This window comes from Actinomycetospora sp., assembly GCF_055612215.1.
The window spans coordinates 1-1,004 of the sequence record NZ_JBVPVA010000378.1; the positions used below are offsets into that span (position 1 = coordinate 1).

The window sequence follows — 1,004 nt, forward strand, 5'->3', positions numbered from 1 at the left end:
CCCTCGTCGTCCTCGTGGACGCCCCGAGCGTGCTCGAGCGGCGGCTGATCGACCGGTGGCTGGCCGCGGCTCGCCCGACCACCGACCGCCGGGTGGAGACGGTCCCGGCCGAGGGGGAGCAGCTCGCCGCCCGGCTCACCCGCGGGGACAACGCGCTGCTCGTCCCGGTGCGCCTGGTGTGGGAGCCGGCGGACACGGTCCCGCAGAAGTCGGTCCTGCGGCTCCTCGACGTCGTGACCCGCCGGTCGCGGCTGCGTGAGCGGGCGCGCGCGGCGCGGGCGAACCGGCACGAGGAGTCCCAGCCCCGCGTCGTCGTCGGGCGCCCGGCGACGATGCGCGAACTGCTCGTGCGCCACCGCCGGGAGCGGATGGGCACCGGCGCCGAGGACTTCGTCCGCTTCGTCGCCCAGCAGGCCAAGCTCGCGCTCGACCGCGCCGAGCGCGGCGTGCTGGGCAACCGCACCAAGGTGCCGCGCGAGGTCAGCGACCAGATCGTCGGGGGCGCGCAGTTCGCCCGCGAGGTCCGGCGCCTCGCCGAGGAGACCGGCCGCCCGGAGGCGGACATCGCCGCCGAGGCGGAGAAGGACCTGCAGAGTCTCGTCGCGGCGATGGACCCGACCGCGGTCGACCTGTTCTCCGGGGTCCTGCGCCCGATGCACGACCGCGCGTGGGAGGTCCACGCCGACACCAGCGGCCTGGAGCCGCTGCGCGAGCTCAACGCCGAGCACGCGCTGGTCTTCCTGCCCTCGCACCGCTCCTACACCGACCCGTTCGTGCTGGCCGAGGTGCTGCGCGAGAACGACTTCCCGCGCAACCACGTGCTCGGCGGCAACAACCTGCGCATCTGGGGCCTGGAGGCGCTGGCGCGGCGCAGCGGGATCATCTTCATCCGCCGCAGCTTCGGCAAGGACGCGGTCTACAAGGCCGTGGTGCGCGAGTACTTCTCGTGGCTGGTGGCCAAGCGGTTCAACCTCGAGTGGTACATGGAGGGCGGCCGGTCGCGC

1 protein-coding gene is annotated in these 1,004 nt (G+C 74.3%); it reads left to right on the forward strand.

Features of this window, described 5'->3' with window-relative positions:
* Positions 1-1,004: 1-acyl-sn-glycerol-3-phosphate acyltransferase (locus AC0CYZ_RS10715; protein WP_472215061.1), on the forward strand; the 1,004-nt coding region annotated here is incomplete at both ends.